Here is a 25698-nt window from a genome sequence, read left to right on the forward strand (position 1 = left end):
TGCTCCGGTGCTCCGGTGCTCCCCTGCTTCTTCTCACTCCTCTGGTTTCCAATGAGGATTGACTAAACTTGTGAGAATATGATCTTCCCATTTACCATTAATTAATAAATAATCCCTAGCGTATCCTTCCACCACAAAACCGAGCCTTTTTAAAACATTACCACTGCGCCGATTATGCGGCATATAATTAGCCATGATCCGATGAAAATTTAATTCTTCAAATACATATTCAGTCGCCACTTTTAAGGCTTCTGTCATATAGCCTTTACCTTGCTCAGATTCCGCCAGACTATATCCCACATAGCAAAAATGCGCTGCGCCTCGGATAAAGTTACTAAAATTTATCGTTCCAATCACTTTTGTGGATTTTTTTTGCGGAAAAATGAACAGCTTTAATGATTGGTCATGGATGAACTCCAAGACATTATTTTCAATTTGATATTGCCAATACTCTTCTGTAAACAAATGATCAAATAAAATTGGATAAAATGGGGTAAAATAATCTCTATTGTCCTGGAAATATTTAATTAGTTGTGGTATATCCTTTTTAATCGCAATTCTTAAGGTCAGGCGATCGCTCGTGATTAATGGTAGTTCTGATTTCATAAAAGTAATAATTTTTACAATCAATCTGCCAGATCACCAAAATCTTGGTAAGCTGATTTCTAATATCTACAGCAATAAAATTGAGATTCTTTAATCCCAACGCTGTATTTTAAAGGAGCCAAGAAAATGGCTCTTGATCAATCCAGTTTATAAGAAGGATAGTGATGTCGGTGGGAATACGCTACAATTGGCAAAAGGCAGAGATTCAAGCGATATACAACACGCCATTCCTAGAGCTGATTTATCAAGCTGCTAGCGTGCATCGCCAATATCATGATTCAACGAAAATACAAGTTTGTAAGCTAATCTCCATTAAAACAGGTGCTTGTCCTGAAGATTGTGGCTACTGCGCCCAGTCTTCCCGTTATCAAACTGAAGTCAAGCCCCAAGCACTGTTAGAGAAGGAAACAGTCCTGAATATTGCCCAAAAAGCCAAAGCAACAGGTGTTAGTCGCGTTTGCATGGGTGCAGCTTGGCGGGAAGTGCGGGATAATTCGCAATTTGAGACAGTCCTGGAAATGGTCAAAGAAGTCACCGATATGGGTTTAGAAGTCTGCTGTACTCTGGGAATGCTGACCACAAATCAGGCAAAACGCTTAGAAGCGGCTGGACTATATGCTTATAATCATAATTTGGATACTTCTGAGGAATATTATAATACGATTATTACCACGAGAACTTATGGCGATCGCCTGAATACAATTGATAATGTCCGACAGACAAATGTCACCGTATGTTCTGGCGGTATTCTCGGTTTAGGTGAAAGTGTCGAAGATCGTGTGGGGATGTTAGAAACTCTATCAAATTTACAACCTCATCCAGAGTCAGTCCCCATCAATATTCTTTCTCAAGTCCCCGGTACACCTTTAGAAAATCAACCAGATGTACCCATTTGGGATGTAGTACGCATGATCGCCACAGCCAGAATAATCATGCCAAATTCTGACGTGCGTCTGAGTGCTGGTAGGGCGAGATTGTCTCAAGTGGAACAAGCCTTGTGCTTTATGGCTGGAGCTAATTCCATCTTTTCGAGCGATGATAATCAAATGCTCACAGTCACCACTCCCTGTCCTGATTATGACGCTGACAAAGAAATGCTGAATTTACTGGGCTTAGAAATGCGTCCTCCCCACCAAAGACCGGAAAAAGTCACAACTCCCGCCGTTGTCGCATAACCCCACCCCCAGCCCCTCCGGTGCAAGCGAGGAGGGGAGAAAGATGATTTTTTCTCAGATACCTACTTGCTTGAATGCAATGGTATATTTAGCATGACAACAGTAATAGGGGTATCCTCTAGGTAGTCATGAGCTACTGCATTAATCCTCAGTGTCCACAGCCGCAAAACACAAGACAACCTCTATTTTGCCAATCTTGTGGCTCTGAGTTGCTTTTAGAAGGGTGTTATCGAGTCATTCGCACACTGGGTGGGGGTGGTTTTGCTAACACCTATGAGGTAGATGATTCGGGGACAGCAAAAGTCCTGAAAGTTCTGTTTAATACCCATCCCAAAGCTGTAGAACTGTTTCAAAAAGAAGCAGAAGTTTTGAGTATATTACAGCATCCTGGTATTCCTAAAGTTGATTCAGACGGCGGTTACTTTACTTATTTATCGAGAAATCAAGAACCCCTTCACTGTCTGGTGATGGAAAAAATTGAGGGGATGAATTTAGAAGAATATCTCACCCAGCGTCACTATCAACCCATCAGTGAACGTGCAGCAGTGCGATGGTTGAAACAGTTAGCAGAAATTTTGCACAAAGTTCATCAACAACAGTATTTCCATCGTGATATTAAACCGCCTAATATCATGATACGCCCAAATGGGCAGTTGGTATTAATTGATTTTGGCACAGCGCGGGAAGTAACGCAAACCTTCATTAATAAAGTAGCAGGACAGCAAGTTACAGGAATTATTTCCGCAGGTTATACGCCACGAGAACAAATGAATGGGAAAGCTGTACCGCAATCTGATTTTTTTGCTTTGGGACGAACTTTTGTTTATTTACTAACAGGTAAATCTCCTGATAGTTTTTCTGAAGACTCCCGCAATGGGGAGTTAATTTGGCGAGATCATGCGGCTGGTATTTCCGACAAATTAGTTGAGTTTATTGATTATCTCATGGCTCCCTTTCCAGGGAATCGACCTCAAGACACTCAGGAAATATTGCAGGAATTAGCAGGATTTGAGACTGGTTTACCGAAGGAGAAGCAAAATACTGGAAATAATCAATCTGCCAATTATTATAACCAAATTAGTCAAACAATAGCATCGGAATCTCCAGCAGTTAATCAAGGAGGAAATTCCTCTCCTTATGCAGTATTTAAAAGGCGAACATTAGCACATTTTATTGATATATTAATTACTGTTTTGATTGGTATTATTCCGTTCATAATAGGAGCAGCATTAAATAACATATGGGTATTGTTCATTGGATGGATCATCCCTACTTGGCTCTACTTCGCTTTATTGGAGAGTTCTGTCAAACAAGCCACTTTGGGGAAAATGGTTGGCCAAATAGTTGTGACTGATTTAAAAGGAAAGAGAATTTCCTTTTGGCAAGCTACTTCGAGGTTTTCACTTAAAGCATTCTTCATGGTGTTGATCTTCTTGAGTTTTGATGTGTTATATTTTATGTTCTCTATTTTTCTTAGTGATGACTTCAGAGTAATGTTGTTTTTCTCTGGCTTAATTGATGTGATATTTCTTCTATCTAAAAAATATAACCGTTCTCTACACGATATCTTAGCTGGCACGTTAGTGAGCAAAAAACCATCTCCATAACCCTAGATATACGAACAAAAACTCATTTTACTCTCTGCGCCTCTGCGCCTCTGCGTGAAATAAAAAAAATGGGGTAATTCTCGCTAGAACTACCCCATTTTAGTTAAACTGCAACCAAAGTTAATTAAGCAAAAGCAGCAGTTTTCACATCGTTATTGGTCAAAATTTCTTGCAGTTCATCGGAATCTACAGTTTCTTTTTCAACCAGCATTTTCGCAATCAAATCAAGAATGTGACGGTTGTTAACTAATACTTCTTTAGCTCGTATATAAGCTACATCCACCAGTTTACGCACTTCTTCATCAATAGCAGCAGCAGTTTCTTCGGAGAAATCACGCTCTGACATGATATCTCTGCCTAAGAACATATTACCTTGCTGACGACCCAGAGCGACTGGTCCCAAGCGATCGCTCATTCCAAAACGAGTAATCATCTGACGCGCCACACGGGCTACTTGTTGCAAGTCATTAGAAGCACCAGTGGTAACTTCTTCATCACCAAAGATTAATTCTTCAGCTAAACGACCGCCTAAAGCTACAGCCATTTGATTTTCCAGATAAGCACGGCTATACAAACCTGTATCCATCCGGTCTTCACTGGGAGTAAACCAAGTTAAACCACCAGCACGACCGCGAGGAATAATGCTGATTTTTTGTACTGGGTCATAGTCAGGCATCAAAGCACCAACTAAGGCGTGACCAGCTTCGTGATATGCTACTAGGGTTTTGCGCTTCTCGCTCATTACCCGGTCTTTCTTCTCAGGGCCAGCTAACACCCGATCAATGGCATCATTGATTTCATCCATTGAAATTTCGGTCAAGTTGCGTCGTGCTGCCAAAATTGCCGCTTCGTTGAGCAAGTTGGATAAATCTGCACCGGTAAACCCAGGAGTCCGACGCGCGATTTTATCCAAGTCCACATCCTTGGCTAAGGTCTTACCACGAGCGTGAACTTTGAGAATTTCGCTACGTCCAGCATAGTCGGGACGGTCTACAACTACCTGACGGTCAAAACGACCAGGACGCAACAAAGCTGCATCTAAGACATCAGGACGGTTGGTAGCAGCAATAATAATAATGCCTGTATTACCTTCAAAACCATCCATTTCGGTTAGTAACTGGTTGAGGGTTTGTTCCCGTTCATCGTTACCACCGCCTAAACCAGCACCCCGTTGACGACCTACAGCGTCAATTTCATCGATAAATACGATACAAGGAGCGTTGGTTTTCGCTTGTTCAAACAAATCGCGGACACGGGAAGCACCCACACCGACGAACATTTCTACAAACTCAGAACCAGAGATGGAAAAGAAGGGTACACCCGCTTCACCAGCTACAGCACGAGCCAGGAGGGTTTTACCTGTACCAGGAGGTCCAACTAATAATACACCTTTAGGAATTTTGGCTCCAACTGCGGTAAAGCGGTCGGCGTTTTTCAGAAAGTCTACTACTTCGTTTAATTCCAGCTTGGCTTGGTCAATACCAGCGACATCGCCAAAGGTTACCTGTGTTTGTGGCTCCATTTGCACTCTGGCTTTGGATTTTCCAAAGTTCATTGCTTGGTTACCAGGACCACTTTGAGCGCGACGTAGTAAGAAGAATAAGCCCACCAGAAGCAATACAGGGAAAAATAAACTGCTCAGTGCTTTAAACCAAAATCCTTCGTCAGTTTGGGGGACTACAGAAATATCAACGCCCTTGTCAGACAAATTATTGATTAATTCAGGGTCGTTGACTAAATTAACTACCTTTTTGTCACCATCTCTGGAGGTAACATAGGCTATGGAGCGATCTGCACTCAGATTGACTCTATCTACTCTGCCTTGGTCAACTTCTTGAATAAATTGACTGTATCGCCATGTTTCTCTAGTGGGAGGTTTTTTGTCAAAGAATGCTGTTCCTAGAGCAATGACAACTATAAAAAGCAGTGCATACAGCCCCGCATTTCTCCATCTTTTATTCACTGAGGTGTATCCTCCGGTATTTTTTGTGAGTTAGCGTAGCTTCTCTGATATGAGAGGGCATTATTAAGAATTATGTTAACTTATCTTAAGGTATAACATAACGGTACGGCTGTCATGTTAGAAAAGCCTCCTTATTTGTGAAAAACTAGAATGGTAAGGATTATATTGTAGCGACCCTGTGGGCTGCCCAACGGTATGAATGGGGATAATTTCTACCACACTATTAGTGTAGGCGATCGCTTCAAATCCCTGCACTAACTCGGCATTCCAAGGTGACTCACGCACCATTGGCAGATTTTTCATCAGGTGCTTTCGCACAATTCCCGGCAAAATTCCCCCTGTTAATGGTGGTGTCCACCAACTACCATTCTGCCATCCCCAAAGGTTCCCTGTGGTAGTTTCTAGCCAATTGCCTGCACCATCTATTAAAATTGCTTCCTGAGAATTTAACTGTTGGGCGTGAGTCTTCGCCAACCAAGCACTCAGATAATTGCCAGTTTTATGAGAAGGAAGACTACGATAAAAGTTTGATAATGCCACAGATGTGGTAATGCCGTGTTGTTGTTTTTCTCTTAAATCCTGTGGTAATAACCTCCCAGTTATCCATTCTCGGCCATCAGCAAACAGAGTAATTCTCAGAATCGGGAAACTTTCCGCCAGAATTTCTGCACCTTGACGCACCAGATTCCAGTTTGGTTCTAGCCAACCAAAAGATTGTAGTGAAAAAAGTAGGCGATCGCAGTGTGCCACCCAGTGAGTTAAACTACTATCGAGGCAATTACCATAAATCCGCACCGTTGTAAATACCGTAGCCCCATAAAGTAACCCCGGATCATTAATATCTAATTCTAGGGTTGGGGATTCTATGAGTTTGCCGTTATACCAATAAATAAGATTAACCTGCTATCTAAATATATAAAACTCTTGACTCCCCTCCTCGCTGGCGGGGAGGGGCTGGGGGTGGGGTTCATTCATCTGAGGGAGGGAATGAAATCATGTTACCTTCTGGGGTACTAGTGACCTTTCCGCCCAAAGCCTCAATTTCACGAATTGCTCTTTGAGTCGTCTTCTCGTCAAATTGATTATTTAATACCATTGTCCAAGCAGATATTTGAGCGTTTTTACTGTTGGGGTTTTGACTTAAAAATATAGAAGTTTGCCGAGACATCGCAGCGACAGATTGACTTTCTCGGTCTGAAAAATTGCTAGCCCATTTTGCCGCCGTAGCAAAAGATTTCTCAGCAGATTGCGTATCGCCTAAAAATAATAACTCATCAATTCCCTTATAACGCCACACATAATAAGACCTTTGAGGAACCCAGGGAGACAAAGACTGTAAACCCTTATCCATGATTGCTATAGAGCGTTCTGGCATTCCAGCGTAAATAGAAGCACCAGTAGAAAGACTCAAATAAGCTGCTAAAAAACGTGGATCACGTTCTAAAACAATTTCAAAATATTCTGGACTCAGGCCATAACCTGTCTTTTCACGAGCCTCATCATCACCAAAGTATTGCAAATAACTCAGATAAACCCCATTGGCGATCAGATTATCATAACCAAAACTGGGCATACTTTTGAGAAAATTCAGCCGAATCCTTTGGGTATTAATTTCTCTTTCTAGAACATCTAAAGAGATATCTTGTTTGCTTCTTAACAAACTTTGTAATTGAGGAAATTGAATCCAGCCAACTCCCAAAAGACACAAACAACCTACCAAAGGTGTGATTACAGCTTGACGAGATAAAAATAACATATTTAGCTTGTCTTGTGAGATGCAGTCACTCTATTGTATATAATATAACTTATATTTACCTGAAAAAGCGGGAAAATTGATTAAAAACAGCGCCTGGGGCGCTGCTAATCTCAACATATTTTAGTGACATACTCCACACACTCCCCTTCTCTGCGAGACGCTACGGGAACGGGTGAGTGTGGGCTTCTCGGCGACTCTTCTATGAAGACATTGACCGAGCTTTAAAGCCCTATGCCCTAGGGACTTTTGGAGATAATTTTCACTTTTTTAATAGGCTGCTTTTCAGCATTTAATTGGACTACACCTATTTGGGAAAATTATATCTATTTGGTAAAAAAACCAAGAAGTGTTCATTCCTCAATGCCTACGGCACGAAGCCCGCGAAGGACCAACATTGCTGATTTCGCTCTAGCTCAATTTTGCTCGTTGGTCAATGCGTCACTCACTCGTATTCATCTCATCGCCTCCCTATCGGGTAAGCGAAAGGCTTCTACTGTTAAAGCTAATTAGCGCTCAGGATGTTGCACTCTTTAGGCGCTACCAGTGAAGGCAACTTCAGGGAACTTCAATTGAGCCTCTGCCATCGGTCGTCTTCTGCCTTCCTCTTGCCAGTAGTTAATCACTTCTGTGGCTTTATTCAGCAATTCGACACGATCTAGGTCAGTAATCCAGTGTTTGGACTCTAATTCCTTTTTTAACTCTTCCCAGGCATCATTGCGAGGCCAGAAAAAATACTTAGTCAAAGGACTTGTGCCTTTGCCTACAACTTGATCCACTGCTAGGGCAACGTTTTCGTCTAACCAAAGGATTTTGAGAATAAATTGGGTCAATCACACCTCCGGGGAATATCTGGGGATTATTACTAAGTCGCTAATCGCACGGGTGGAAATGATGCCCACTTTTATGTGCTGTGCGATCGCTTATTCTAACTCAATACCTCACCTGATGACCAAATAGTCATCGCAAATTGTTCAACCATCACCGATTAAAATTTAAAAGTTCCTTTAATCTCCCAATTTCATGACAGAAAAATCTTCACTCAAACCGATTGTCATCTTCGATATTGACGGCGTTGTGCGCGATGTCGGCAATTCCTATCGTCGAGCGCTGGCGGACACTGTAGAGCATTTTACCAACACAGCCTATCGTCCCACGCCAGTAGACATTGACCAGCTAAAATCCGAAGGACTCTGGAATAATGATTGGGAAGCCTCCCAAGAATTTATTTACCGCCACTTTGAAACCCTTGGACAAACTCGCCAGCAATTGCAACTAGATTACAACGCCATAGTTGCCTTTTTTCAATCTCGTTATCGAGGAACCGACCCAGAAAATTGGAATGGGTATATCTGTGATGAACCTTTATTATTACAGCCCAGTTATTTAGAACAACTCACAGAAGCAGGAATTTACTGGGGATTTTTCAGTGGTGCTACCCGTGGTTCTGCTACCTATGTTTTACACAAACGTCTGGGTTTACAGTCGCCAGTATTAATTGCAATGGAAGATGCACCAGGTAAACCAGACCCCACAGGACTTTTTGCCACTATTGGCTTGTTAGAGACAGAAATAAACAAGATGTCAGCAATTATCTACGTGGGAGATACCGTAGCTGATATGTATACCGTCAGGAAAGCGCGAGAGATGCATCCTCACCGGATTTGGATTGGTGTAGGCATTTTACCGCCGCACGTACAAGAAACAGCCGCCCATAGTGATGCTTATAGTCAAACACTACTAGCAGCAGGTGCAGCCATAGTTTTAAGTAACGTTGAACAACTAAATCCGGTCAAGGTACAGGAATTATTACAAGGAATGGGGATAAGGGGATAGGGAACGGGACGAAGGAAAATCAGAGCCAAAATTTTTCCTTTTTCCCCTATTAGCCTACCTACTTATCTATTATTTCAAGTTGCTATTGAAACATAAAGAAAATTGGGTGATGTTTAGATGTGTGAAAAAAATCACATATGCTAGCACCAGAGATGTTGTAAAAACTCTGTAAACTCAAAACTTCATAAGTAGGCGATCGCATGAGCAACGGCGTAATGATGCAGTACTTCCATTGGTACAATCCCAATGATGGTAATCTCTGGAACCAGCTAGATAAAACAGCTCATGAGCTAGTTAATGCAGGTTTTACTGCCTTATGGTTGCCGCCACCTTACAAAGGCAGTGGTGGCAGTTATGATGTCGGCTATGGTGTGTATGACTTGTTTGATTTGGGTGAGTTCGATCAAAAAGGCAGTGTTCGGACAAAATACGGTACACGTGAACAATACCTAGAAGCCATTAAAACCGCTCAAAGTTCTGGTTTGCACATCTATGGTGATGTAGTTCTCAATCATAAAGATGGTGGAGACGAAACAGAACGCATCTGGGCGCAGGAAATGGATTGGAATGACCGTAACCGCCCAGTCAGCGATTGGTATGAAATTGATGCTTATACGAAGTTTCACTTTTCCGGTCGCGGAGATAAATACTCCAGCATGAAGTGGTATTGGTGGTGTTTTGATTCATTGTCTTACAATGCAGGCACTCAAAAGGCTGATAAGCTTTACCGCATTAAGAACAGAGAGTTTGAGACAGAAGTCAGCCCGGAACATGGCAACTATGACTATTTGTTAGCAAATGACTTAGATATGGGTGAGGAACCCGTGCGCGGCGAGTTGATGTATTGGGGGCGTTGGTTTGTTGATACCACAAACGTAAATGGTTTTCGGATTGATGCTGTTAAACATATCCGTTCCTCATTTTTCCGCGATTGGCTCAATCATCTGCGAGTTCATTTTAGTCAGCGACAACTGTTTAGCTGTGGAGAGTATTGGTCTCAAAATATCGATGAACTGCACGGTTATCTTGCAGCTACTACAGGGGTAATGTCGTTGTTTGATGTACCACTACATTTCAAGTTTCACCAAGCTAGTCGTCAAGGTAGTGGTTTCGATATGCGGACAATATTTAACCGCACCCTAGCGAAGGAACAACCAGCTTTAGCTGTTACCTTTGTGGAAAACCATGATACACAACCCTGTCAATCCCTAGAGTCCCCCGTTGAACCTTGGTTTAAGCCCCTAGCTTATGCACTCATATTGCTGCGCCGTGAAGGCTATCCTTGCGTTTTTTATGCAGACTATTACGGAGCGCAATATCACGACAAAGGACGTGATGCTACTCTTTACTCTCACCGCTTCTTAATTGATAAGTTTCTCGGCGCACGTAGAGACTACGGTTTTGGCGACCAACACGATTACTTTGATCATCCTCATACTATTGGTTGGACGCGCTTGGGTAACAGTGAACATCCAGGAGCAATGGCTGTGGTGATGACCAACAGTGAAGCCGGCAATAAGTGGATGAATATGTTTCGACCGAATGAAGCGTTTTACGATGCTACCGGACATATTCAGGAAATAGTCTATACCAACAATGATGGATGGGGAAATTTCTTCTGTCCAGGTGGTTCAGTCTCTGTCTGGTTACAAAAGTAGTACTGATAGGTAGTCAGGAAAAAGGTAAAAACCTCTTTCCTGAATTACGAATTACGAATTAGCTAAAATTAATCAAGCAATGGGTGCATGAATTAGTGGCGAATAAATACTATTCTTGCTTCAAATCATTGGAAAAATAATTAAAATGCCTGCACTTCAACTACCTGATGGTCCCAAAAATCACCCTTGGCTACAGACATATCGATGGCTGACTAGCCCTTTGGAATACATGGAAGACTGTGCTAAAAACTATGGTGATATTTTCACCATCCGCGTCGGACCACTTTCTACTCCTCAAGTATTCGTCAGCAACCCTCAAGCTATTCAGCAGATTTTTAGCACCGACCCCAAATATTTAGACTCAGGTGCAGCAGCTGGGTTTAAATCGCCTTTATTGGGAAATCAATCACTACTATCCCTAGATGGTAAGCCTCACCAGCGACAACGCAAGCTATTAACACCGCCTTTTCATGGTGAACGAATGCTGGCTTATGGTGAGTTAATTCGTGATATTAGCCAGCAAGTAACTAATAAATGGCAGGTTGGTGAAACAGTTTCTGTGCTGTCATCAATGCAAGCCATTTCCTTTCAAGTAATTTTAAAGGCTGTATTTGGTCTAGCTGAAGGGCCACGTTACGAAAAAATCAAGGAAGCTTTAATTGCTATCCTCAATCCCAAAAAACCTCTTTTACGGTCAATGCTGCTGATGTTCCCGTCACTGCGCCGGGATTTAGGGGCGTGGAGTCCTTGGGGAGAGTTTCTGCGTTTACGGCAGCAAATTGATGAACTCGTTTATGCTGAGATTCAAGAACGCAAAGCACAGCTTGATTCATCCCGGACTGATATTTTATCTTTGATGATGGCAACTCGTGATGAGGCGGGTGAGCCAATGACGGATTTGGAGTTACGTGATGAGTTGATGACTTTGTTAGTCGCAGGTCACGAAACTACTGCTACAGCACTGAGTTGGGCTTTGTATTGGATTCACCATCAGCCGCAGGTGCGTGAGAAATTATTGCAAGAGTTAGACACTTTGGGAGAAAAACCCGACCCTAATGCGATTTTTCGCTTACCTTATTTGAATGCAGTTTGTTCGGAAACACTGCGTCTTTACCCAGTGGCGATGTTGCTTTTGAGTCGATTAGTCAAATCACCGCTACAAATTGGGGAATATCAGTTTGAGCCTGGGACGTTATTAATCCCCTGTGTTTATTTAACTCATCATCGGGAAGATTTATATCCTGATTCCCAGACATTTAAGCCAGAGCGTTTTTTAGAAAGGCAGTTTTCCAATTCAGAATTTATACCTTTTGGTGGTGGTAATCGTCGCTGTATTGGTATGGCGTTTGCCCTATTTGAGATGAAACTGGTGTTAGCCACAGTGCTGTCTAATTGGCAAATGGAATTGGCGAATACTCAACCAGTGCTACCAGTGCGTAAGGGCTTACTGTTTGGGCCTAAAGGAGGTGTGCAGATGGTTGTGAAGGGCAGGCGTGAGCTATCCTAAGTTGACAATTAAATAGACATACTTATACACTTATAGACAAATATCTAAGTGTATTTATGTTTAAACCACATGAATTTGCCGAGAAAATTGGAGTTTCTGTTAAAACACTACAAAGATGGGACAATTCTGGAAAATTACCAGCAAAAAGAACACCATCGGGGCATCGGTTTTATACAGAGAACGACTTATTGATTATTCAGGGATTAAAACCCACAGAGCAACATCGTAAAAATATCGTTTATTGTCGCGTTTCTTCTAATGGACAGAAACCGGAATTGAGGAATCAAATCACCGCTATGGAAACATTTTGTTTAAATAGGGGTTTAGCTGTTGACGAATGGGTATCGGAAATTGGCGGAGGCTTGAACTTTAAAAGAAAGAAGTTCTTATCAATTATGATGTCTATGCTTCAAGGCGAAATCGCAATTATTGTCATAGCTCATAAGGATAGAATGTGTCGTTTTGCTTTTGAATTTATACAGGAGTTATCCAACTCTGTTAATTGCGAAATAATTGTAGCTAATCAAGAATCATTATCTCCTCAACAGGAATTAGTAGAGGATTTAATGGCTATCATTCATTGCTTTTATTGTAGATTGTACGGGCTAAGAAATTACTCTAAAGAGATTAAAACCAATCTCAAGAATGCCATTGACAAACCAGTACATGACATGGCAGAGTTGGACAAACAAGAAATACAGTGTTGAAGGTCGAACAATGCTTTTGTCCATCAAAACAAAGTTGAAATTAACCAAGGCTCAAGAGATAATCATGAGTAAACACGCAGGAATAGCGAGGTTTACTTATAACTGGGGTCTTGCTACTTGGAGACAACTTTACAAAGATGGATTTAAGCCCAATAAATATATACTAAAAAAGTTCTTTAATAACCATGTAAAAACAGAATTTGATTGGATTAAAGAAAAAGGTATTTGTCAGAAAATAACTCAATATGCTTTTGATAATTTAGGGGATGCTTTCTCTAGATTCTTCAGTGCTAAGAGTGATTACCCTAACTTTAAGAAGAAAGGACGCAATGATTCTTTCACTATTGATGCAGGTGGAAAGCCTATACCTGTAGGTGGCAAGTCGATAAAATTGGCTACAATTGGATGGATAAAGACCTACGAAGGTTTACCGCATACCACTTGTAAATCAATCACTATATCTCGTACTGCTGACAGTTGGTTTATCGCCTTTGCTTATGAACAAGAGCATGAACCAACCCTTAAAAAGTATGAAGTTGTAGGTGTGGATATTGGGGTAAAAGAATTAGCTACTCTTTCTACAGGTGTAGTATTTCCTAACCCCAAACACTACAAAACTAACCTGAGAAAACTTAAAAGACTTTCTAGGAAACTCGCCAGAAAGATCAAGGGTTCCAACAATAGGTATAAAGCTAAAATTACATTAGCTAGACACCATGCCAAGATAGCTAACTTGAGAAAGAATACCCTTCACCAAATCACTACTTACTTATGCAAAAACCACGCAAAGATAGTCGTAGAGAATTTGAATGTTTCAGGGATGCTATCTAATCATAAATTAGCTCAAGTAATTGCTGATTGCGGATTTTATGAATTCAAGCGTCAGCTAGAATACAAAGCTAAGAAGTTTGGTTGTGAAATAATCATTGCTGACCGTTGGTTTCCATCGACCAAAACCTGTTCCAATTGTGGACATATTCAAGATATGCCACTTTCAGAAAGAGTTTACAATTGCCAAAATTGTGGGCATTCAATGGACAGAGATTTAAACGCAGCAATAGTTTTATCGAGGTTGGCTAAACCTTGAACGCTTACCGAGGGATAACCGCTCCCATGCTCCCTTTGACGTAAGAAGTAAATGTCTAGCTTTGTCTAGTATTTATCTAGCAGCAAAATCAGCTAGTCCCTGAGACTACTTCAGTTTAAAACGATGGGGGTGTGGTGCGATCGCTCCATGCCCACTAATACAACACATTTCATCTGAGTGAGGTACACAAGGGCGGGCATCTTTGCCCTACCCCACAATATTTATAATATTAATTATGTGTACTTTCTTGACTTGCAAAGTGCTGTAAGTTACTGAAGATGCAAAAATTTATCTAAAGCTGCCACCATACTGGGAGGCCAACGGCGGATATTTGTTACCCAGTTCATATCTTTGTAACGGTTATCCAGCCCATAAGCTGCTACCCAGTTACTTTCAGCTTCGCCTTGGTTACCGTTTACCCAGTAAGCGGCTGTGAGGGCGGCACGCATATCGGCAAATTGGGGATATTTGCGGACTATGTTCTTCATTTCGTGGATGGCTGCGTCAATTTGACCAGTTTCATAAAGGGCGAGGGCGTAGTTAGCCCGCGCAAAGGCAAAATTTGGGGCAATTTCCATTGACTTTTGATAGTCCGCGATCGCATCTTGCCATTGTCCTAATCCTGATTTGGCATTACCCCGATTGTTGTATGCCATCGGATCATTAGGATCAAGTTCTAAGACATGATTATAGTCCGCGATCGCCTCTTGCCATTTTCCCAATCCTTCTAAAGCTGTACCCCGATTTAAATAAGGATCAGTGGCATTAGGGGCTAATTCTATCGCTTGGTTATAATCTGTCAATGCTGCTTGCAACTTATTCTGACTCACCCGCGAATTTCCCCGGTTACTCCATGCGCCTGCATTAGTGGGAAACTGCTCAATAATCTGTGTCCAGTAAGTTTCAGCCGTGGCAAAATCACCCTTATTCGTCGCTTTTAAAGCCTTTTTCGCTATTTCATTGCCTTCTTCTAACTGTTCTTGAGTAATACTAGGCACTTCGGATACTGCCAGAACTGGTGTACTCCAGCCCAACACCAGCAACAAACTCAAAACAATCCCAATTAACTTGATCATCGATATATTTACCTTTAAAACTGTTGAAAAGCGATTAATAACCTCTGACTCTTCCCCCCTGCACCCTGCCCCCCTGCCTCTTCCCATTTCCTTAACTACAATAAGGATAACTGTTCATTAGGCGGCTTAAAACCTAAATGCTTATAGGCTGAGGTGGTGGCGATTCGTCCACGGGGAGTCCGGCTTAAATAGCCAATTTGCATCAAGTAAGGTTCATAAACTTCTTCAATGGTTTGGGTATCTTCACCTGTAGCGGCAGCAACTGTTTCTAAGCCTACGGGACCACCATTGAATTGTTCAATTATCACACTCAGCATTCGGCGGTCTGTCCAATCTAAACCGCAGGGATCGACTTGAAATAGTTGCAATGCTTCCGATGCGACTATTTCGGTAATTTCACCTGATAATTTAACTTCCGCGTAATCACGCACCCGCTTCAGTAATCTATTTGCTATTCTGGGCGTACCTCTGGCACGACGAGCAATTTCTGTCGCCCCATCTTCAGCAATAGGAGTTTTGAGGAAGTCGGCACTTCTTAACACAATTTTGGTGAGTTCGTCAACCTCGTAAAAGCGCAACTTCTGAACTAAGCCAAAGCGATCGCGCAAAGGTGAACTCAGCGCCCCGACACGGGTTGTCGCCCCCACCAGCGTAAATTTGTTCAGTGGTATACTTCTAATGCGAGCGCCAGCACCCTTCCCCACGGTAATATCTAAACGATAATCTTCCATCGCTGGATAGAGAATTTCTTCTGTCATCCGGGAAAGACGATGAATTTCATCAACAAACAGGACATCTCCGGGTTTGAGGTTCACTAGTAGCCCTACAATGTCTCTGGGACGTTCTAGCGCGGGCGCACTGGTAATTTTGTAGTCAACTCCCATCTCTGATGCTAAAATCATTGCCATTGTTGTTTTACCCAATCCCGGAGGTCCATATAGCAGCAAGTGATCCAGCACCTCACCCCTTGACTTAGCTGCTTTGATGGCAATATCTAGCACATCCTTTAAGTCTTTCTGTCCAATGTAATCAGCAAATTGCTGAGGTCTGATACTCTCTTCTTGCTTCCCTTGTTCGTCAGTAGCAGCTTCCGGTTGCAAAATGTTCTCCTTTGCAGGTGCGGGGGTGGACTCCCGACGGGGCTTCTTTGGTTGTCCGTTGGGTTCTTGAGGCTGTTTTTTCGAGGAGATTATCGCCATAATTCAGCTATCAACTTTGACTTGAGGACTGTTTGAGGGCTATCTACGCCGCAATGGCTGCGAGTAAATAAGAGATCAGGGGCAAAAATTTTCGGCGAGAACTACACGCGTCCAATTAGAATTAAATTCCAGTCGATTACCCAGGAGTGAAAAAGTTATTATGTTATCTAAAAGAATCTTACCGTGCTTAGATGTGAAGGCGGGACGGGTTGTAAAAGGAGTTAACTTTGTAGACCTTAAGGATGCAGGTGATCCGGTGGAACTAGCAAAGGTTTACAACGAAGCCGGTGCTGATGAGTTAGTGTTTCTGGATATTACGGCGACTCATGAAGACCGGGATACGATTATTGATGTGGTGTACCGCACTGCTGAACAGGTTTTCATTCCCTTAACTGTGGGTGGTGGAATTCAAACCTTAGAAAATGTTAAAGCTTTGTTACGAGCCGGCGCTGACAAGGTTAGTATTAATTCTGCGGCGGTACGTGACCCAGACTTAATAAATCGGGCAAGCGATCGCTTTGGTAATCAGTGCATAGTGGTTGCAATTGATGCCAGACGCAGGATTGATCCTCACAATCCAGGCTGGGATGTTTATGTGCGAGGTGGTAGAGAAAATACTGGTTTAGATGCCTTACGTTGGGCGCAGGAAGTGGAAAGACGAGGTGCAGGGGAATTACTGGTGACAAGTATGGATGCTGATGGTACTCAAGCTGGCTACGACTTAGGGCTGACAAGAGCGATCGCTGAATCTGTGCAAGTTCCCGTGGTTGCTTCTGGCGGCGCTGGTAATTGTGAACACATTTATACAGCATTAACTGAGGGTAAAGCCGAAGCTGCATTACTAGCATCACTATTGCATTACGGACAATTAAGCGTTGCAGAAATAAAGAACTATTTGCACGCTCATTCAGTACCAGTACGGTTGTGTGCTTGATTTGAAAAACTGCATCAAAATTTAACCACATCCATCATCAGTTAGATACAGTTCTCTAAAATAGTGTTAAAATTGGTTTACAAGTATGAATAAATATTAAGAAATATTATGTTGATTGTTATTTTACTATTTGACGTGGCGCTGGTAGCATGGTCGCTGCACCTCATGGAAAAAGCCGTAGAGCATAAAGAGTTCTCTCTAATGCTGGCTGGGACATTGGTAGCCCTTGCAGCTGCTGCTATGTTGGTAGTTTATTTCCTCATGGGACACTGTATGACCTATTTGTTACAAGTCTCTTAACAAATCCTGTGTAACAGAAGATATACTTTACATTTAATAAATCAGGCTTGACAAAGTTAAAATATTAAGAGAATATAGATAAGAATCCGAGGGGCTATAGCACAGTTGGTAGCGCGTCTCAATGGCATTGAGAAGGTCAGCGGTTCGAATCCGCTTAGCTCCATATTTGAATAATCCAGTCACGAAAGCTGGAATGGTAAAGTTGGTACTGGGTTTGATATCCGGTTCTTCGGCGTTGCAGGAACTCCAGCCAATTTTCTAGTATTTCCTCAACTGTAAATTCATCGATATCGAGAATGTCAGCGAACTGACAAGTCAGCGCTTGCGCTATCGCCTCTGCTGATATTGGTTGCTGTTGTGTTGCTAATATATTCAGAATGGCGTGGCTTAATTCCTGCTGTTGTGCAGGTGGAAGCATCATTTGTAAATGTTGCTGATAATATGCTGCTAAAGCCGGGGGAAGTTGATTGTATTCAAAGGGTTCTGAGTAAAGATTATCAGTAATTGCACCCATAATTTGAGTTAGGTACATAAAATTATTTTCGCTGGAAGTGGTGAGGCGATCGCAAAATTCCCGCTCAGTGATATGGTGATTACTCAGCCAAGATTTCAGATTTGACCCCTCCCCCAACTCCTCCCCAGCAACGAGAGGGGAGTAATTTTCTTGTCCCCCCATTCCCTCGAAAGGAAAGACACAACGCGGATCATTCTCATCATCTTTTCCCCCCCTTCCCTCGTAGGGAAGGGGGGTTAGGGGGGTTAGGTTCCCTTGAATATAAGCTTGAACATCCCGCCCATTCTCCTCTGGATGATCTGCCAAATCCAGACATTGTGAAGGCGCTTCAATTAATAAACCCGACCTTTCCCGTAAAAAAGGACGACGAGACAGCAGAAAATAGACCCCATCCGGGAGATAGCGGGGGAGCAAGTCCTAAGTTGACAATTTCATAGACAAAACTATACTTATATTGACAAAAATCAATATATATTTTAGGAAAAAATCAACTACTTGATATATAATACGGTGATATCAAGTATTGAATTGAGACTATTGCCGACGCGAAAACCAAGCAATGATGGTGGTAGTCTTTTTCAGAAACTTAATTGGAACACAATCGCGTCTGGCTAAGGCGTGAAAGTCTACTGAGGGATAACTGCTCCCATGCTCCCGTTGAAGTAGAAAGTAAAGTCTAGTTTTGTCTAGGTTTTATATAGCAGATAAAACAGATTTGTCCCAGGGGGTTGACTATTACGGTTGATACAATTCAACCCATCAATAGCAATAATCAGTTTTTGATTAGCGTCCAACTGCTCACTAATTTCCTGGAGAACACCAGACAAACTCAAAAACTCAACTTCTTGCTCCCTCCTCCCTTGCGGGGAGGGCTGGGGTGGGGTTCTTAAACTATGCAACCAGTGGCTTAATTGCTGACAAACAACCCTGAGAAATTCATCAACAGAATTTTTCCCCTCAACTTCAGCATTGTAATAGACAGCGTGAGGATGATCTATTGCATATTTAGCGAGGATGGCACTTTTACCGCTACCCGGTGCGCCAATAATGGTGAAATAACCCCGGTTGTAACGGTGAATAAACTCATCAATAGCCGTAAACACAAAATCACGACCGACAAAATTGTGGCTTTTTTCGTGAATGATTTGCTCAAACTCCCTTGGCTGTCCTCTGGGATGATTAGAAGTAGGTGATTTGGGTTGTGAGTTCATAATTTAGATCATAATTATAAGGGTCAGGCAACAGTGGAGGTAATCATGTCTGTACAATTGCTAAGACGGAAATTCACAGTCCAGCAGTATCATCAGATGCTTGAGTCGGGAATTCTCAGAGAAGATGACCGAGTGGAACTAATACGGGGAGAAATCATTGAAATGTCACCCATAGGGACAAAACACGCAGCTTGCGTGAAGTGTTTAAATAAACTTTTGTATAGTAAGTTAGGGGATAGAGTTCTCATTGCTATTCAAGATCCGATAATTTTGACCAATAAATCAGAACCGCAGCCAGATGTAGCATTACTCAAACCCCGTGATGATTTTTATGAAACTGCACACCCCCAACCCCAGGATATTTTTTTATTAATCGAAGTAGCTGATTCCACTGTGATGTATGACCGGGAAGAGAAAATTCCTTTATATGCAGAAGCCAAAATCATGGAAGTTTGGTTAATAGATATTAACGCCCAAATTGTCGAAGTTTATCAACAACCAACAGCCGCAGGTTATCAAGTAATGCAAAAATTCACTTGCGGTCAAAGTTTATCAATTACAGCCTTTCCCGATGTAAACATTACCATCAATGAAATTATCGCTCATTCATAATCTTATGTAGTTTCTTCATTACGAATTACGAATTACGAACTACGAACTACGAATTACACCTCTCTAACCGCAAAAAATGCACCCTACCGGAACTATCCCCCGCGACAATTGTCACGCCATCTGATGCAACGGCACAGCAATAGATGGGATATTCCCTCAAATCATTACAACCTAACGATTTAGTATCCTTCTTAAAACAGGTTCTGTAAGTACCTAGCCCCGGCGATTGAAATCGCGGCTATACAAACAAAGTCCGCCTGCGCGGACTAAGAAAAAATCAAGTATTTTTAACCCGCGTAGGCGGGTTTTGTCTGTGTAGCTGCGACTTCCAGTCGCCTGGTTCCGTATTCAACCGAATTTTTATCTACATTCCAAAGACTCGCGAGTATCCGCACCAGTCTGAGAATTCACCCCACTAGCCTGAGTGCAGAGTTTTTTAATCTGCGTTCCATCTAAAATTGCATTGGTAAAATCAGCCCCAGTGATGTCAACATCATCAAACACCGAACGTAACATCATGGCGTTGGTAAATACCGCATCAGTTAAATCAGCACCCTTAAACTGTGTTAAATAGGCAATACCATCACTAAAATCTACACCATGCAGATTTACTCCCTCCAACCGAGAACCGTTAAACACACCGCCACGGAAATCAGCATTGCTAAAATTAGTATTCTCTAAAATCACATTGGTAAACTCAGATCCTACCAAGTTTTGACCAGAGTAATCTTTAACCTCACCTTCCTCACTCATATAACTGTTAACGCTAGAAGAACTAGCAGCTTGCGCCGAGAGGGGAAACAAAAACAGAACCATAGCTAAAACACAGCTAGCCAGTAGTTGCCTATACTTCATAATCTTTTATTAACAAAACTCAACAATTGCACTATTCAATAGTGAACGTCTAAATATACCAGCCTGTCAAACTATCAACCATCTCTTAGGATATATAGATATTGACGTGCGATCGCAAAAATACCTGTGGCTAATCAACAAGATATCACCCAAGCCCTAGCGCGAACCCCCCTATATCAAAGGAGTGCAGAACTCAAAGCCCGCTTTACCAGCTTTGGTGGTTGGGAAATGCCTGTACAATTTACTGGTATTAGCAAAGAACACGAAGCCGTGAGAAACGCTGCTGGAATGTTCGATATTTCCCACATGGGCAAATTTACCCTCCAAGGGAAACACCTCATTGACCAACTTCAGCGTTTAGTACCTTCAGACTTGAATCGATTGCAACCAGGTCAAGCGCAATACACCGTATTGTTAAATCCCCAAGGGGGAATCATTGACGACATCATTGTTTATTATCAGGGTGAAAATACCACTGGTTTACAACAGGCTGTAATTGTTGTCAATGCCTCAACCACAGCTAAAGATAAAGCATGGTTATTGCAACAGCTTGATTTAAATCAGGTGGAATTTCAAGACCTGTCACCAGAAAAAGTGTTAATTGCTGTGCAAGGGACAAAGGCAGTTAAATATCTCCAGCCCTTAGTTAAAGAAGATTTAGAACCAATCAAAGCCTTTGGACACCTCCAAGCGTCAATACTGGGTAAACCTGCCTTTATCGCTCGCACAGGTTACACCGGCGAAGATGGTTTTGAACTCATGCTAGATCCAGATGTGGGAGTAGAATTGTGGGAAAAACTCCATCAAGCTGGCGTTACCCCCTGCGGACTAGGTGCTAGAGATACCCTGCGACTCGAAGCAGCAATGGCGCTTTATGGACAAGATATCGACGATACCACCACCCCCTTAGAAGCAGGTTTGAGTTGGGTAGTTCACCTCGATACCAAAGGTGATTTTATCGGGCGAGAAGTTTTAGCACAGCAAAAAGCCGATGGAGTGCAGAAGCGATTAATCGGTTTACAAATGTCAGGGCGTAATATCGCCCGTCATGGCTACCCAATTTTATCAGCCGATGAAGTCGTGGGAGAAATTACCAGTGGTACATTATCGCCTACATTGGGTTATCCCATAGCCTTAGCCTACGTTCCCACGACCCTTGCAAAGGTGGGTGAACAGCTATCTGTAGAAATTCGTGGCAAAGTTTACCCAGGTGTTGTAGTAAAACGTCCCTTTTATCGCTCCAAAAATCGTGTCACTAGCTGATAATGTGTTTTGAGTTACTCAATCTCAATTATTTTGATACCGAAGGAAAACAAATATGTCTTTTGAATATCCGCAGGATTTTAGATACCTGGATACTCATGAATACGTGCGGCTAGATGGTGAAATTGGCACTATTGGCATTACTGAATTTGCCGTAGACCAAATGGGGGATGTCGTATTTTTAGAATTACCTGACATTGGGGAACTTGTTACCAAGGGAGAAACTTTTGGCACTATTGAATCTGTGAAAGCTGTGGAAGACCTAAATTCACCAGTGACCGGCACAGTCATAGAACGCAATGAAGCTTTAATTGAATCTCCCGAAGAAGTAGCAGAGGACCCCTATGGGGAAGCTTGGTTCTTAAAAGTACGTGTCAATGATGCAGATGAAGTGCTGGATGCTTTGACAGCCGATGAGTATCGCGCCCTAGTAGAAGGCGAGTAGAAGAGTCAGGGGGAAGAATTCTTGAATTTACTCCCCCTACGTCCTCACTTTCCCCCACTTCACAATAGACATCTGCTGTCAAAGAATTAAGACTTACGCGAAAACTCTGGTGAAACTCTCATGACTCCGTGTTCTCTGTGTCCTCTGTGGTATGCGCTACGCGCACGCTACGCGTTAAGCGGAAGCTATGCCGAAGGCTATACGTTTTTCCTTAATTATCCCTAATTCCTGAGAAAATATGGTTCAGTTATAATTCAAACACTTTGTCAAAATCAATTTTTTTTAAACGAACCGCCTTGGCGCTAGCCTCTCCCTTTGGGAGAAGTACGCCAAGTGCGCCAAGTGAAGAAAGAGAAGGAATTAATCACGGACTCCCACTTGTTACGAATATTTGTTGCAAAATATGAAATAGTTCCGTTTGGAGTTCAACTTGTGGTACATTACCCGCCTGTTCCTAAATCAAGCCATTTACCAATGGTTAATCAAGGGAGTCCAAAGTCAAGTAATTTCGCCCAAAGACACATTGGCCCTAACACTGATGACATCCAGCGAATGCTTGAGGTTTTGGGTTTACAAAATTTGGACTCACTGATTGAGAAAACAGTACCGCAAGGTATTCGGTTGCAAAAAACTCTGAAGTTACCAGCAGCCCAAAGTGAGTATGCAGCACTAGCAAAATTAAAACAAATTGCTGCTAAAAATCAAGTGTGCCGTTCATATATCGGTACGGGATATTACGACTGTATCACCCCTCCGGTAATTCAACGCAATATTCTGGAAAATCCAGGTTGGTATACAGCTTACACTCCCTATCAGCCAGAAATTGCCCAAGGAAGACTGGAAGCGCTGCTGAATTTCCAGACGATGATTATTGACCTCACAGGGTTGGAAATTGCCAATGCTTCTTTACTTGATGAAGCGACAGCAGCAGCCGAAGCTATGAGTCTCAGTTATGGTGTGTGCAAAAATCATGCCAATGCTTATTTTGTCTCTGAGAATTGCCATCCTCAAACTATCGATGTCTTAAAAACTAGGGCTAAACCCTTGGGGATTAAGATCATTATCGGTGATCATCAGACTTATGATTTTGCTGAACCGATTTTTGGGGCTGTTCTGCAATATCCCGCCAGTGATGGCACGATTTACGACTACCGCGCTTTTATTGAAAAAGCCCATGCTGAGGGTGCATTGGTGACGGTAGCCGCCGATCCTTTAAGTTTAGCTTTACTGACACCACCAGGAGAATTTGGGGCTGATATTGCTGTGGGAAGTACCCAGCGCTTCGGTATTCCCTTGGGGTTTGGGGGACCTCATGCGGCTTACTTCGCTACGAAAGAACAGTATAAACGGCAAGTTCCAGGGCGAATTGTGGGAGTATCAAAAGATGCTCAGGGTAAGCCCGCTTTACGTCTGGCTTTGCAAACCCGTGAACAGCACATCCGCAGGGAAAAAGCCACGAGTAATATCTGTACTGCTCAGGTGTTATTGGCAGTGATGGCGAGTATGTACGCTGTATATCATGGTGCTGATGGTATCAGAAATATTGCCGAAAATGTTCACCAGTTAACTGTGACTTTGGCAGCAGGATTGAAGCGACTGGGTTACAGCATTAGTTCTGAATATTTCTTTGATACGCTGCGAGTGGATTTAGGTACACAATCGGTCAAAGCTATTCTGGAAGCTTGTCAAGGGCGAAATATTAATCTGCGGATTTTCGATGCTACATCTGTGGGTATTTCTTTAGATGAAACTACTACACCAGAAGATTTAATTGACCTCTGGCAGATTTTCGCAGGTACAGACAATCTCCCGTTTAGCATAGAAGAATTATCCCCATCTTCTCATCTTCCCTTACCCCGTACTAGTACATATCTGACTCATCCTGTATTCAACCGCTATCACTCAGAAACTGAGTTGTTACGTTATCTGCATCAGCTAGAAACTAAGGATTTATCTTTAACGACATCGATGATTCCTTTGGGTTCATGCACTATGAAGTTGAATGCAACGGCTGAGATGATTCCGGTTTCTTGGGAGGAATTTGGTAAGATTCATCCTTTTGCGCCACCATCCCAAACACGGGGTTATCAAATTCTGTTCCAGCAACTTGAGGCTTGGTTGGCGGAAATTACGGGATTTGCAGGAGTTTCTCTCCAACCGAATGCAGGTTCTCAAGGGGAGTATACAGGACTTTTAGTAATTCGTCAATATCACGAAACTCGTGGGGAAGGACACCGCAATATTTGTTTGATTCCCTCCTCAGCACATGGAACAAACCCTGCTAGTGCGGTGATGTGTGGGATGAAGGTGGTTGCAGTTGCTTGTGATACATCTGGTAATATTGACCTGAATGATTTAAAGGCAAAAGCAGAAAAGCACAGTCAGCAATTGGCGGCTTTAATGGTGACTTATCCTTCAACTCACGGTGTGTTTGAGGAAGGAATTCAGGAAATCTGCGCTGTTGTGCATGGTCACGGTGGACAAGTATATATGGATGGGGCTAATATGAATGCCCAAGTGGGTATTTGTCGTCCTGGTGATATTGGCGCTGATGTCTGTCATTTAAATCTGCACAAGACTTTTTGTATTCCTCATGGTGGTGGTGGCCCTGGTATGGGACCCATTGGTGTGGCGGCACATCTTGTACCTTTCCTTCCTGGACACCCTGTTGTACCTACAAATCAGCATTCTCAGATTGGGGCTGTGGCAGCTGCGCCTTGGGGTAGTGCTAGTATTTTAGTGATTTCCTGGATGTATATTGCCATGATGGGGGCTGAGGGTTTGACTCATGCAACTAAGGTGGCAATTCTCAATGCTAATTATATCGCCCACAGACTCAGTGATTACTATCCGGTGCTGTATAAGGGGAAAAATGATTTAGTTGCCCATGAGTGTATTTTAGATTTAAGGTTGCTCAAAAAATCTGCGAGTATCGAAATCGATGATATTGCCAAGCGGTTGATAGATTATGGTTTCCATGCGCCCACTGTCTCTTGGCCTGTGGCGGGGACTATCATGGTGGAACCAACCGAAAGCGAATCGAAGGAAGAGTTAGACCGTTTCTGTGAGGCGTTGATTGCTATTCGTGGGGAAATTTCGGCCATTGAATCTGGGAAGATGGATATTCAAGATAATCTCTTGAAGAATGCACCCCATACTGCCGAAAGTTTGATTGCGGGAGAATGGAATCATGGCTATTCTCGTGAACAAGCTGCTTACCCTGCGCCTTGGACGCGTGAACATAAGTTCTGGCCGAATGTGGGCAGAATTGATGCGGCTTTTGGCGATCGCAATTTTGTTTGTTCTTGTCTGCCAATGGAGGCTGATCAGTGAACAGTGAACAGTTATCAGTTAAGATTGATAATTGGTTTTAACCCCCCTACTATGTCG

General features: G+C 42.6%; 23 protein-coding genes and 1 tRNA gene. 14 read left to right on the forward strand and 10 right to left on the reverse strand.

Annotated elements, in window-relative coordinates; genetic code table 11:
- Positions 1-33 precede the first annotated feature (33 nt).
- Positions 34-606: a ribosomal protein S5-alanine N-acetyltransferase gene (gene rimJ / locus NSP_RS14555; protein WP_006198083.1), complete on the reverse strand. Its 573-nt coding sequence runs from the start codon at positions 604-606 to the stop codon at positions 34-36.
- 164 nt (positions 607-770) lie between these two features.
- Here rimJ and bioB point away from each other — a divergent pair, with 164 nt between their 5' ends.
- Together bioB and NSP_RS14565 are read left to right on the forward strand one after the other, a co-directional pair.
- A complete protein-coding gene (gene bioB / locus NSP_RS14560) occupies positions 771-1781 on the forward strand; it encodes a biotin synthase BioB (protein ID WP_006198084.1) in 1011 nt (336 codons plus the stop codon).
- A 128-nt stretch (positions 1782-1909) separates the two neighbouring features.
- On the forward strand, positions 1910-3388 hold the full coding sequence (locus tag NSP_RS14565) for a protein kinase domain-containing protein (protein WP_006198085.1): 1479 nt from the start codon (positions 1910-1912) through the stop codon (positions 3386-3388).
- 124 nt (positions 3389-3512) lie between these two features.
- Here NSP_RS14565 and ftsH3 read toward each other — a convergent pair whose 3' ends face one another.
- From ftsH3 to NSP_RS14585, 4 genes are all read right to left on the reverse strand, one after another.
- Positions 3513-5351 (reverse strand): ATP-dependent zinc metalloprotease FtsH3, encoded by a 1839-nt coding sequence (gene ftsH3 / locus NSP_RS14570; protein WP_006198086.1) that lies wholly within the window; start codon positions 5349-5351, stop codon positions 3513-3515.
- Positions 5352-5468: 117 nt separating this feature from the next.
- Complete coding sequence (locus NSP_RS14575; RefSeq protein WP_173403346.1) at positions 5469-6242, reverse strand: aminotransferase class IV; 774 nt, start codon at positions 6240-6242, stop codon at positions 5469-5471.
- Positions 6243-6318: 76 nt separating this feature from the next.
- Complete coding sequence (locus NSP_RS14580) at positions 6319-7107, reverse strand: hypothetical protein (RefSeq protein ID WP_006198088.1); 789 nt, start codon at positions 7105-7107, stop codon at positions 6319-6321.
- Positions 7108-7637: 530 nt separating this feature from the next.
- Positions 7638-7937, reverse strand: coding sequence for a 30S ribosomal protein PSRP-3 (locus NSP_RS14585; RefSeq protein ID WP_006198089.1), 300 nt, complete (start codon positions 7935-7937; stop codon positions 7638-7640).
- A gap of 190 nt (positions 7938-8127) precedes the next feature.
- Between NSP_RS14585 and NSP_RS14590 the strand changes: the two genes are divergently transcribed.
- From NSP_RS14590 to NSP_RS14610, 5 genes are all read left to right on the forward strand, one after another.
- Positions 8128-8940: a TIGR01548 family HAD-type hydrolase gene (locus NSP_RS14590; protein WP_006198090.1), complete on the forward strand. Its 813-nt coding sequence runs from the start codon at positions 8128-8130 to the stop codon at positions 8938-8940.
- 200 nt (positions 8941-9140) lie between these two features.
- Positions 9141-10598: an alpha-amylase gene (locus NSP_RS14595; protein WP_042202761.1), complete on the forward strand. Its 1458-nt coding sequence runs from the start codon at positions 9141-9143 to the stop codon at positions 10596-10598.
- Positions 10599-10743: 145 nt separating this feature from the next.
- Positions 10744-12105: a cytochrome P450 gene (locus tag NSP_RS14600; RefSeq protein ID WP_006198092.1), complete on the forward strand. Its 1362-nt coding sequence runs from the start codon at positions 10744-10746 to the stop codon at positions 12103-12105.
- Between the two features lie 56 nt (positions 12106-12161).
- Positions 12162-12812, forward strand: coding sequence for an IS607 family transposase (locus NSP_RS14605; protein ID WP_006197530.1), 651 nt, complete (start codon positions 12162-12164; stop codon positions 12810-12812).
- Positions 12813-12822: 10 nt separating this feature from the next.
- Entirely contained in the window at positions 12823-13899 is a 1077-nt protein-coding gene (locus NSP_RS14610) for an RNA-guided endonuclease InsQ/TnpB family protein (protein WP_017804181.1), read from the forward strand.
- A gap of 269 nt (positions 13900-14168) precedes the next feature.
- Here NSP_RS14610 and NSP_RS14615 read toward each other — a convergent pair whose 3' ends face one another.
- Complete coding sequence (locus NSP_RS14615) at positions 14169-14975, reverse strand: tetratricopeptide repeat protein (RefSeq protein ID WP_006196906.1); 807 nt, start codon at positions 14973-14975, stop codon at positions 14169-14171.
- Positions 14976-15070: 95 nt separating this feature from the next.
- Positions 15071-16174, reverse strand: coding sequence for a Holliday junction branch migration DNA helicase RuvB (gene ruvB, locus NSP_RS14620; protein WP_006196907.1), 1104 nt, complete (start codon positions 16172-16174; stop codon positions 15071-15073).
- 160 nt (positions 16175-16334) lie between these two features.
- Here ruvB and hisF point away from each other — a divergent pair, with 160 nt between their 5' ends.
- From hisF to NSP_RS14635, 3 genes are all read left to right on the forward strand, one after another.
- Positions 16335-17108, forward strand: coding sequence for an imidazole glycerol phosphate synthase subunit HisF (hisF, locus tag NSP_RS14625; RefSeq protein WP_006196908.1), 774 nt, complete (start codon positions 16335-16337; stop codon positions 17106-17108).
- Positions 17109-17216: 108 nt separating this feature from the next.
- The gene (locus NSP_RS14630; protein WP_006196909.1) at positions 17217-17408 is read left to right on the forward strand and encodes a hypothetical protein; all 192 of its coding nucleotides are present in this window, start codon (positions 17217-17219) and stop codon (positions 17406-17408) included.
- Between the two features lie 90 nt (positions 17409-17498).
- Positions 17499-17571: transfer RNA gene (locus NSP_RS14635), tRNA-Ala, on the forward strand.
- On the opposite strand, the gene NSP_RS24240 is transcribed toward NSP_RS14635, so the two are convergent.
- Both NSP_RS24240 and NSP_RS14645 read right to left on the reverse strand, forming a co-directional pair.
- Positions 17563-18336, reverse strand: coding sequence for a hypothetical protein (locus NSP_RS24240; protein WP_006196910.1), 774 nt, complete (start codon positions 18334-18336; stop codon positions 17563-17565). The two genes, NSP_RS14635 and NSP_RS24240, sit on opposite strands and share 9 nt — an antisense overlap.
- 272 nt (positions 18337-18608) lie before the next feature.
- Positions 18609-19133: an ATP-binding protein gene (locus tag NSP_RS14645; protein ID WP_006196911.1), complete on the reverse strand. Its 525-nt coding sequence runs from the start codon at positions 19131-19133 to the stop codon at positions 18609-18611.
- A 45-nt stretch (positions 19134-19178) separates the two neighbouring features.
- On the opposite strand from NSP_RS14645, the gene NSP_RS14650 reads away from it, so the two are divergent.
- Complete coding sequence (locus NSP_RS14650; RefSeq protein WP_017804182.1) at positions 19179-19745, forward strand: Uma2 family endonuclease; 567 nt, start codon at positions 19179-19181, stop codon at positions 19743-19745.
- Positions 19746-20105: 360 nt separating this feature from the next.
- On the opposite strand, the gene NSP_RS14655 is transcribed toward NSP_RS14650, so the two are convergent.
- On the reverse strand, positions 20106-20600 hold the full coding sequence (locus tag NSP_RS14655) for a pentapeptide repeat-containing protein (protein WP_006196913.1): 495 nt from the start codon (positions 20598-20600) through the stop codon (positions 20106-20108).
- A 126-nt stretch (positions 20601-20726) separates the two neighbouring features.
- On the opposite strand from NSP_RS14655, the gene gcvT reads away from it, so the two are divergent.
- From gcvT to gcvP, 3 genes are all read left to right on the forward strand, one after another.
- Positions 20727-21863: a glycine cleavage system aminomethyltransferase GcvT gene (gene gcvT, locus NSP_RS14660; RefSeq protein WP_006196914.1), complete on the forward strand. Its 1137-nt coding sequence runs from the start codon at positions 20727-20729 to the stop codon at positions 21861-21863.
- Between the two features lie 55 nt (positions 21864-21918).
- Positions 21919-22308 (forward strand): glycine cleavage system protein GcvH, encoded by a 390-nt coding sequence (gene gcvH, locus NSP_RS14665; RefSeq protein WP_006196915.1) that lies wholly within the window; start codon positions 21919-21921, stop codon positions 22306-22308.
- A gap of 474 nt (positions 22309-22782) precedes the next feature.
- Positions 22783-25641, forward strand: coding sequence for an aminomethyl-transferring glycine dehydrogenase (gcvP, locus tag NSP_RS14670; RefSeq protein WP_017804183.1), 2859 nt, complete (start codon positions 22783-22785; stop codon positions 25639-25641).
- Positions 25642-25698: the final 57 nt, after the last annotated feature.

The sequence above is a fragment of the Nodularia spumigena CCY9414 genome, assembly GCF_000340565.2.
Taxonomy (GTDB): Bacteria; Cyanobacteriota; Cyanobacteriia; order Cyanobacteriales; family Nostocaceae; genus Nodularia; species Nodularia spumigena.

Bases quoted from the DNA above. Each gene is read 5' to 3' on its own strand.
- hisF (WP_006196908.1), top strand. From the start codon at position 16,335: ATGTTATCTAAAAGAATCTTACCGTGCTTAGATGTGAAGGCGGGACGG.
- NSP_RS14605 (WP_006197530.1), top strand. From the start codon at position 12,162: ATGTTTAAACCACATGAATTTGCCGAGAAAATTGGAGTTTCTGTTAAA.
- NSP_RS14630 (WP_006196909.1), top strand. From the start codon at position 17,217: ATGTTGATTGTTATTTTACTATTTGACGTGGCGCTGGTAGCATGGTCG.
- NSP_RS14590 (WP_006198090.1), top strand. From the start codon at position 8,128: ATGACAGAAAAATCTTCACTCAAACCGATTGTCATCTTCGATATTGAC.
- NSP_RS14645 (WP_006196911.1), bottom strand. From the start codon at position 19,133: ATGAACTCACAACCCAAATCACCTACTTCTAATCATCCCAGAGGACAG.
- NSP_RS14615 (WP_006196906.1), bottom strand. From the start codon at position 14,975: ATGATCAAGTTAATTGGGATTGTTTTGAGTTTGTTGCTGGTGTTGGGC.
- NSP_RS14650 (WP_017804182.1), top strand. From the start codon at position 19,179: ATGTCTGTACAATTGCTAAGACGGAAATTCACAGTCCAGCAGTATCAT.
- NSP_RS14595 (WP_042202761.1), top strand. From the start codon at position 9,141: ATGAGCAACGGCGTAATGATGCAGTACTTCCATTGGTACAATCCCAAT.
- gcvP (WP_017804183.1), top strand. From the start codon at position 22,783: ATGGTTAATCAAGGGAGTCCAAAGTCAAGTAATTTCGCCCAAAGACAC.
- bioB (WP_006198084.1), top strand. From the start codon at position 771: ATGTCGGTGGGAATACGCTACAATTGGCAAAAGGCAGAGATTCAAGCG.
- NSP_RS14600 (WP_006198092.1), top strand. From the start codon at position 10,744: ATGCCTGCACTTCAACTACCTGATGGTCCCAAAAATCACCCTTGGCTA.
- NSP_RS14580 (WP_006198088.1), bottom strand. From the start codon at position 7,107: ATGTTATTTTTATCTCGTCAAGCTGTAATCACACCTTTGGTAGGTTGT.
- NSP_RS14610 (WP_017804181.1), top strand. From the start codon at position 12,823: ATGCTTTTGTCCATCAAAACAAAGTTGAAATTAACCAAGGCTCAAGAG.
- NSP_RS14565 (WP_006198085.1), top strand. From the start codon at position 1,910: ATGAGCTACTGCATTAATCCTCAGTGTCCACAGCCGCAAAACACAAGA.
- rimJ (WP_006198083.1), bottom strand. From the start codon at position 606: ATGAAATCAGAACTACCATTAATCACGAGCGATCGCCTGACCTTAAGA.
- ruvB (WP_006196907.1), bottom strand. From the start codon at position 16,174: ATGGCGATAATCTCCTCGAAAAAACAGCCTCAAGAACCCAACGGACAA.
- gcvH (WP_006196915.1), top strand. From the start codon at position 21,919: ATGTCTTTTGAATATCCGCAGGATTTTAGATACCTGGATACTCATGAA.
- NSP_RS14655 (WP_006196913.1), bottom strand. From the start codon at position 20,600: ATGAAGTATAGGCAACTACTGGCTAGCTGTGTTTTAGCTATGGTTCTG.